This window comes from Variovorax sp. JS1663 (genome assembly GCF_002157355.1).
Classification (GTDB): domain Bacteria; phylum Pseudomonadota; class Gammaproteobacteria; order Burkholderiales; family Burkholderiaceae_C; genus Variovorax.
Genome location: NZ_LYMK01000095.1, coordinates 1 through 7,359, shown reverse-complemented (window position 1 = coordinate 7,359; position 7,359 = coordinate 1). Strand labels below are relative to the sequence as shown.

Here is a 7,359-nt window from a genome sequence, read left to right as displayed (position 1 = left end):
AAGCCCTGCTGCCCTGGAACATCGCGCTTCCAGCCGCCTAGACAGTCCCAGCACGCCGGTCATGCCGAGCGCAAGGGCGCAGTTGAATGACGGCTTACAACCAATCGTCTTCCATGAGGACCAACATCGGGTCGCCTGGATTCGCCTGGCGAATCGAAATGACGAAATTCGTGATCGACAACTCACCCAGATCCTGCGGCATCGAGACCCGCTCCCCTGCCGCCAGCTGACGCTTCAACTCGGGCAGTGCGAGCTGCCCTATCGTCGTTGGGACGACTTCGATCCGCCCTTCGTTCTTCGCGAGAAAGCTCGCGATCGCAGCTCCGTCGGCAAATTCGTCTGCGCGATGAGTCGCTTCAAAATGGACCATGTCCGTGGCCATGAGCCTCACGTCCTGGCGGGCCAGCACAAGGAGGTCCAGTGCGCAGCCCGCAGCGAGCGAGATGAGGGGCCCGGTCACTTCGAGCCGGACGCCGGCGCCGCAAGAACTCGAGCGGCTGATCTCGAAGAGCGGCCGCACCGCGATCAGGCCGCCAAGCTTTTTTTGGGATGCCGCGCGCCAGCCGAACTGGGCAGCGCGAGGCCTCGTTCGAATAGGCCCTGGTCGCGCTCGAAGAAGCGCTGGCCTCCTCCCGGCAGGCTGTCGCGGCGCTGGCCGACGCGCAACGCGATGCCGGATGGCCGCATAGTTCGGTTTGCGGATGGCCGTTACGAACTGGTGCTCGCAGACGACTCGCCTGTCACGTTAAGCTTCGCGCCAGTGCCTTGAGATTCGATGCGGGGAGGCCGCTCGGCTGACGAGCGATTTGGGGGCCGAGCTGCGGCGACTGCGCACGCCCTCAACGACTCAGAGGGCAGCAAGGAGGACCTCATGGCGGCGCGGAACGCGGTCCATCCCGCTCGATCTTTTTGAGGCGGCCGACGACCTCCGCAACGTTGAGCGGCGGCGGCTCGATGATGGGAACGTCGCAGGCGGCCAGCGGGCGGACGACCTGGAAGCCCCAGACGAGCGGCTCAGCTTCCGCCTTCGTGGATGTGCCGTAGGCCCGGCCCTCATCATCGATGACGATCTCCACGTCCTGGATGTACAGCGTTGCGCCGTTGTCGAGGTCGACGTAGGGCTTCAGTAGCGCTTCCGGCCTCTGGTCCAGCATCTTGCTCACGACCCGGTGGCCGTTGCAATGAGTCGTGTCAGCGGCCTGCAGCGCCTGAAACAGGGTGGTCTTGAAACTCATGGCGGCATTGTCCCAGTTGCGCACGGCGCAAGTCGCCCCCACCGGGCTATGCAACGGCCCCGTTTTCCGTCCAGACCTATTCACACGACACGACGCCGCATGAAGATCCCAGCGGCCATGTCGCCCAACCGCAGTGCATCGCGTGACATCCTCGATTTGGACGGCCTGATCGCCCCGGGCGCCAAATTGCTGGCCGCGCCTTGACGGCCACCGATTCGCTTCTCCTCCTCCAGCCCGGCCGTGGTGGAAATCTCCAATGCGGCCCTCCTCCGCTAAGTTCTTCGCATGAAATGGGGCCTGTCCTTGCGCAAGCGAGCGGCGCGAGCTCAAGCCTCTGTTTCTCGTAACATAATGCCGCTGCGGAGAATTGGTCTGGCGGGTAAAATACTGCCCCCAATGTCAGAACCCACCACTTTCTCCCAAGACGGCCTGCGCTACGTGAAGAAGCCCTCCGGCTCCATCATCAACACGCCCCGCGCCGAATCAATGATGTCGTGCTTCAAGTGCGGCACGTTCAAGCTCCCCTCGGAGATGACCTCGAAGCGCTTCCTCGGCAAGAACCACCGGGTCTGCGCGCCCAAGTGTCCCTGAGCAATGAGGCCGTCTGTTTGACGTCGTAGCTCTGGTTGCCGCGGCGCGTCGGTCGGCGGTCCACCTGGCCGTTCCGAGACGAGGCCCGTAGTGCGAATCGGGGCTCAAGAATGGTATGCAATGGGATGGACGCCCCCACCCGTAACGGCATCAACGTGCCAAAGTGGAGGTGTCACCAACCACTTGAACCGAGAGGGGCGTCCACCATGAAGATTACGACTGTTGGCATCGACCTGGCAAAGAACGTGTTTCAGGTCCACGGCATCGACGAGCGCGGCAAGGTCGTGCTGAAGAAGCAGTTGCGGCGCGACCAGGTGGCAGCGTTCTTCGTCAACCTTCCGCCGTGCCTCGTCGGTATGGAAGCGTGCGGTGGTGCGCACCACTGGGCGCGCAAACTTCAAGGCATGGGACACGCCGTGCGGCTGATGGCGCCGCAGTTCGTCAAGCCATACGTCAAGACCAACAAGAACGATGCAGCCGACGCCGAGGCGATCTGCGAAGCGGTGGCTCGGCCAAACATGCGCTTCGTACCGGTGAAGAACGTCGAGCAGCAAGCGGTCCTCGCGTTGCACCGTGTGCGTCAAGGCTTCGTGAGAGCGCGCACAGCTCAGGCGAACCAGATTCGGGGGTTGCTCGCCGAGTTCGGTCTGATCATTCCGCAAGGCATCGGCTACATCGCCACGCGCGTTCCCGAGTTGATCGAGGACGGTGCCAACGAGTTGCCGGGTGTGTTCCGACTGCTCGTGCAACGACTTCTCGACCACCTCAAAGATCTGGATCGCCAGGTCGATGAACTCGAGGCAAAGATCCAGGCATGGCATCGCGGCAATGATCTCAGCCGCAAGCTTGCCCAAGTTCCAGGCATCGGGCCGATCACAGCGAGCGCGCTGGTCGCCTCCATCGGCGACGCGAAGAATTTCGACAGTGGTCGTCAGGTCGCTGCGTGGCTGGGCCTCGTGCCCAAACAGAACTCTTCCGGTGGCAAGACGAACCTGCTGGGCATGAGCAAGCGCGGCGATACGTACCTCCGAACGCTGCTGATACACGGCGCGCGCTCGGTCATCTATCGAGTGAGCCAGAAGGCCGATGCATGCAATTGGATCAGCGCCGTCGTGAACCGACGCAACAAGAACGTGGCGGCGGTGGCGCTGGCCAATAAGAACGCACGAATCGTCTGGGCTCTCCTGGCGCATGGCCGGCAATTCGACGAGGGTTACGTGCGCAAGGCAGTGATGGCATAGCCAAGGGCATCCAACGACAACAACAACCGGGGAGAACTACCACCGATTGCTCAGGTGATCATGAAGTGATGGCAAGACAGGTCAGACCGTGGTTGGCAAAGCCCGCGCCGGACGAGGCACCCGGAGTGCGTGTATGCGATCGAGGCGTCAACCAGCTGTTCCCATCAGGGACCGTGGCTCAAAAGGCCGCAATTAAAGTCCGGATGTACGGGTGCAATCTTTACCTTCGAGTCGTCGCGAATTGAGAGCTTGGCATAGGGGGCGTCCATGTACGTCCGGCGAACCCATCTTGAATGCGGCTTAGGAGCAAAGGATGCTCGTATCCACTACGACTGTGGACCGACCCCCAAACCTTGGACACTGTTGACTTGATGTTTGGATTTCTTTGGGCCCCTGCCAGGCCGCCGGAGGCGCCCCCGGTTGGCCATGTACTCATGGCCAACCCTGAGTCTCCCGCTGCCTGTACTCGACGGGGCTCAGGCCACTCAAAGACATCTTTATTCGATCAACGTTGTAGTAGCGAATGTAGTCGTGCAGTGCCCCTTTCAACGCCTCGATGCTTTCAAACTCGTTGACGTAGAAGAGTTCGCACTTCAGTGTTGCGAAGAAGCTCTCCATCGCCGCGTTGTCCAGGCAGTTGCCTTTACGTGACATGCTATGCACGAGACCTTTGCGTTGAAGACGTTTGCGAAACGATGGCATCCGGTAATGCCATCCTTGGTCTGAGTGCAGAATCGGCCTCTCGTTCGATTCGAGTCGGTCAAACGCCTTGGTGAGCATGCTCTCGATCATGGTCGGCAGTGGACGCTCCGCGATCTCATACGACACGATCTCACGGTTGTAGAGGTCCATCACAGGCGACAGGTACAGCTTCCGATTGTTGACCTTGAACTCGGTTACGTCGGTCACCCACTTCTCATTTGGTTGCGCGGCCTCGAAGTCGCGTTGAAGATGGTTCGGAGCTGCTTCGGCGACCGGCCCCACGAAGGCCTTGTATCGCTTGGGCCGGACCAATGATTTCAACTGCATCCTGACCATCAACTTCTGGACGGTCTTGTGATTGACCCCGAGGCCCTGCCGTCTTAGCTCGGCGGTTACCCGACGGTAGCCATACCTTCCCCGGTGATGAGTAAATATCTCACGGATGCGCTCCCTCAGGTCGAGGTGCTTTTCGACCGCCTTAAGAGCCTTCTGCTGGTAGTAGAAGCTGCTGCGTGCGAGGCCGGCGCAACGCAGTAGACCACTCAGAGGGAAGCGGTGCCTCAGTTCGAGCACAATCAGCGTCCTTTCGCGGGCGCTGAGAGCTTCTTCGCTCGAACCGAGGCCTGCGCTTTTTTTAGGTACGCGTTCTCCATACGAAGTTGCTGAAGATCGCGCAGCAATTCCTCGCGGCTACGCTGATCGTCAGCAAGTACATCTGCCTGCTTTGGCTGACGTGGCAACTTGCTCATTCGGGTCTGCTCGCCCTTCCAGCCTGGGCGCAATGCTGCTGCTCCGTGAGCTTCATACAACCGGCTCCACTCAGCAACTTGATTTAGCCGCCGAATATCGAAGAGCGCAGCGGCTTGCCTGCACGAGATTCGCTCTTCGGCCATTCGGCGAAGGACATCGAGCTTAAAGGCCACATCGTAGTTGCTTCGCCTCTTCGTGACGACACCTTGGGTTCCTCGAGCTGCATATGCAGCCACCCACTTCCTCAACGAATCGACGCTGACGCCTTGTGATTCGGCGGTGGCGCGCAGCCCACCCCCGCCATTTCTGTAAGCCTGGACGGCGTCCAGCTTCTGCTTGTCCGTGTACTTGCCCAATCCGACTCTCCTGGTTTGTCCAGGTTTCGGGGGTCAGATCACTGTTGGTGGACACGTGCACACTATCGCTCCTCAGGCTTCGGGCGACCGGCGACGCCGCCGGTTGCATAGCGACGAATTCAAGGCCCATGCGGTCGCTGCAGCCGCTCAGCCCGGTGTCTCCATGGCATCCGTGGCGATGGCGCTGGGCATCAATGCAAACCTTCTGCGCCGCTGGGTGCGTGACGCGGAGGTGTCGCCTGGCGGGATGGTGGAAGGCACCACTCGCAAGGCTTTGCCCAGCACTGAGGCTGCGTCGTCGTCCTTCGTGCCCGTGCAACTGCCCGCGCCGGTCACGCCGGCGAGCGAAATTCGCATGGAAGTCAGGCGAGGTTCCACGACCATCGTGGTGACCTGGCCGGCGGCACTAGCCACCGAGTGCGGCGCGTGGCTGCGCGAGTTGCTGCGGTGATCCGCATCGACGTCATCTGGCTGGCGGTCGAACCGTTGGACATGCGCGCCGGCACTGAAGCGGCATTGGGCCGCGTGGTGAAGGTGTTCGGTGAAGCCCGTCCGCATCACGCCTACATGTTCGCCAACCGACGAGCCAACCGCATGAAGGTCCTCGTGCATGACGGCATCGGCGTGTGGCTGGCAGCCAGACGACTTAACGCGGGCAAGTTCGTCTGGTCGGCTGATAGCGCGCACACCCTGAGCTTGAGCCGAACGCAGTTCGATGCGCTGGTGCTGGGCCTGCCGTGGCAGCGCTTGGGAGAAGCCGGCATCATCCGCGTGATCTGAGCCAAGGCCCTCGAGGCTTGGCAATTGCTGGATATGCCGATGTGATTGGCGCAGTGGTGCGCGACGATCACACTCCATGATCAGCGCGCAGCAGCTGGAAGCCTTGGACCCGCAGGTGCGGCAGGCGATGCTGTCGTTGATGGCCGAGGTGGCCGCGCGCGACGAACAACTACGCGCCAAGGACGCGCTGATCGAGCAGCGCGAGCGTGACGCGGCGTTCAAGCAGGCGCTCATCAACAAGCTCACGCACGAAGTGGCGGTGCTCAAGCGCATGAAGTTTGCCGCGACAAGCGAGAAGTTCGCCGGCAGCGCCGAGCAGAAGAGCCTGCTGGAGGACACGCTGGACGAAGACCTGGCCGAGCTCTATCGGGAGATCAAGAGGCTGGGTGCCGACGCCGATGCTGCCGGCGACAAGACTGGCAAGAAGACGCCCAAGCGGCAAGCACTGCCGCCTCACCTGCCGCGGCGCGACGTGCACCACGAGCCCGGGTCCACGGTGTGCGGTTGCGGCTGCCAGATGCAGCGCATGGGCGAAGATGTGGCTGAGAAGCTCGACTACCAGCCCGGCGTCTTCACGGTGGAGCGCCACGTGCGCGGCAAGTGGGTCTGCCGGCACTGCGAGACGCTCGTGCAAGCTGCCGTACCGGCGCATGTGATCGACAAAGGCATCCCCACCACGGGCCTGCTGGCCCAGGTGCTGGTAGCCAAGTTCCTGGACCACATGCCGCTGTACCGCCAGGAGGCGGTCTTCGAGCGCGCCGGTCACCTGATCGCCCGTTCGACGCTCGCGCAGTGGGTGGGCGAGTGCGGCGCGCAGCTTCAACCGCTGGTGCAGGCGCTGGCCGACGAGCTACGCAGACACGCGGTGCTGCACGCCGACGAGACACCGGTGGCGATGCTCAAGCCGGGCAACGGCAAGACACACCGAGCCTATATGTGGTCTTACTGCACCCCGAGCAGCAACCCGACGAAGGCGGTGGTGTTCGAGTTCAGCGAGACCCGCAGCGGGGAGAACGTGCGCGAGTTCCTGCAGCTGGAAACCCCGAGCGCATGGAAGGGCACTCTGGTCACCGACGGGTTCAGCGGCTACCGAGCTTGCTTCGACAAGGGAGTGACCTCGGCGCAGTGCATGGCGCACGCCAGGAGGAAGTTCCACGAACTATGGGCCAACCACAGTAGTGAGGTGGGGCGCCAGGCACTGCGCTTCCATCAAAGCCTATTCCGCATCGAGCGCGAAATCGAGAACAAGACAACCGAAGAGCGAAGACGATTACGGCGGCGCAAGTCGCGGCGGGTGCTTGCCGTGTTCCACCGCTGGCTGGTGGCGCAGCGCCAACTGGTGCCGCCGGGTTCCGCGACGATCAAGGCTATCGATTACAGCCTGAAGCGCTGGGGCGAGCTCACGCACTTCGTCGATGACGGCGACGTGCCGATCTCGAACAACTGGGTGGAGAACCACATCAGGCCGATCGCGCTGGGCAGATCGAACTGGCTGTTCGCCGGCAGCCTGCGCGCGGGTAAGCGGACGGCGGCGATCATGAGCCTGCTGCATTCAGCGCGCATCAACGGGCACGAGCCCTATGCGTATCTCAAGGATGTGCTCGAGCGGCTGCCGACTCAACGTAAGCGTGCGCTCGAGGCCCTCTTGACGGGCCGTCAGCTGCTCATAGCTTGATCAGGGCAAGACGGTCATTGACCTCGATG

At 62.2% G+C, this 7,359-nt stretch carries 9 protein-coding genes; 5 read left to right on the top strand and 4 right to left on the bottom strand.

Features of this window, described 5'->3' with window-relative positions; translation table 11 throughout:
* Positions 1-94: 94 nt before the first annotated feature.
* The 3 genes from A8M77_RS34565 to A8M77_RS36350 form a co-directional block, all read right to left on the bottom strand.
* On the bottom strand, positions 95-382 hold the full coding sequence (locus A8M77_RS34565; protein ID WP_143694893.1) for a hypothetical protein: 288 nt from the start codon (positions 380-382) through the stop codon (positions 95-97).
* A 487-nt stretch (positions 383-869) separates the two neighbouring features.
* Entirely contained in the window at positions 870-1,235 is a 366-nt protein-coding gene (locus A8M77_RS34560; protein ID WP_143694892.1) for a hypothetical protein, read from the bottom strand.
* Positions 1,236-1,315: 80 nt separating this feature from the next.
* On the bottom strand, positions 1,316-1,492 hold the full coding sequence (locus tag A8M77_RS36350) for a hypothetical protein (RefSeq protein WP_158101059.1): 177 nt from the start codon (positions 1,490-1,492) through the stop codon (positions 1,316-1,318).
* Between the two features lie 139 nt (positions 1,493-1,631).
* Between A8M77_RS36350 and A8M77_RS34555 the strand changes: the two genes are divergently transcribed.
* Both A8M77_RS34555 and A8M77_RS34550 read left to right on the top strand, forming a co-directional pair.
* Complete coding sequence (locus tag A8M77_RS34555) at positions 1,632-1,826, top strand: hypothetical protein (RefSeq protein ID WP_086925990.1); 195 nt, start codon at positions 1,632-1,634, stop codon at positions 1,824-1,826.
* A gap of 206 nt (positions 1,827-2,032) precedes the next feature.
* Positions 2,033-3,067 (top strand): IS110 family transposase, encoded by a 1,035-nt coding sequence (locus tag A8M77_RS34550; RefSeq protein WP_086925989.1) that lies wholly within the window; start codon positions 2,033-2,035, stop codon positions 3,065-3,067.
* A 432-nt stretch (positions 3,068-3,499) separates the two neighbouring features.
* Here A8M77_RS34550 and A8M77_RS34545 read toward each other — a convergent pair.
* Positions 3,500-4,875, bottom strand: a protein-coding gene (locus A8M77_RS34545) for an IS3 family transposase (protein WP_443273586.1) whose coding sequence is annotated in 2 segments (ribosomal slippage) — positions 3,500-4,398 and positions 4,398-4,875 — 1,377 coding nt in all. Because the reading frame shifts where the segments join, the coding sequence is not laid out codon by codon here.
* Between A8M77_RS34545 and A8M77_RS34540 the strand changes: the two genes are divergently transcribed.
* The 3 genes from A8M77_RS34540 (at position 4,862) to tnpC (ending at position 7,330) form a co-directional block, all read left to right on the top strand.
* Positions 4,862-5,326, top strand: coding sequence for a transposase (locus A8M77_RS34540; RefSeq protein ID WP_337590037.1), 465 nt, complete (start codon positions 4,862-4,864; stop codon positions 5,324-5,326). The two genes, A8M77_RS34545 and A8M77_RS34540, sit on opposite strands and share 14 nt — an antisense overlap.
* Positions 5,323-5,655 carry an IS66 family insertion sequence element accessory protein TnpB gene (tnpB, locus tag A8M77_RS34535; RefSeq protein ID WP_086925987.1) on the top strand — a complete coding sequence of 111 codons (333 nt, stop codon included), beginning with the start codon at positions 5,323-5,325 and terminating at the stop codon, positions 5,653-5,655. Before A8M77_RS34540 ends, tnpB begins: the two co-directional genes overlap by 4 nt.
* Positions 5,656-5,731: 76 nt before the next feature.
* Entirely contained in the window at positions 5,732-7,330 is a 1,599-nt protein-coding gene (gene tnpC / locus A8M77_RS34530) for an IS66 family transposase (RefSeq protein WP_143694890.1), read from the top strand.
* Positions 7,331-7,359 lie beyond the last annotated feature (29 nt).

Coding starts and splice junctions, on each gene's coding strand:
- A8M77_RS34555 (WP_086925990.1), top strand. CDS start 1,632: ATGTCAGAACCCACCACTTTCTCCCAAGACGGCCTGCGCTACGTGAAG.
- A8M77_RS34565 (WP_143694893.1), bottom strand. CDS start 382: ATGGCCACGGACATGGTCCATTTTGAAGCGACTCATCGCGCAGACGAA.
- A8M77_RS34560 (WP_143694892.1), bottom strand. CDS start 1,235: ATGAGTTTCAAGACCACCCTGTTTCAGGCGCTGCAGGCCGCTGACACG.
- A8M77_RS34550 (WP_086925989.1), top strand. CDS start 2,033: ATGAAGATTACGACTGTTGGCATCGACCTGGCAAAGAACGTGTTTCAG.
- tnpC (WP_143694890.1), top strand. CDS start 5,732: ATGATCAGCGCGCAGCAGCTGGAAGCCTTGGACCCGCAGGTGCGGCAG.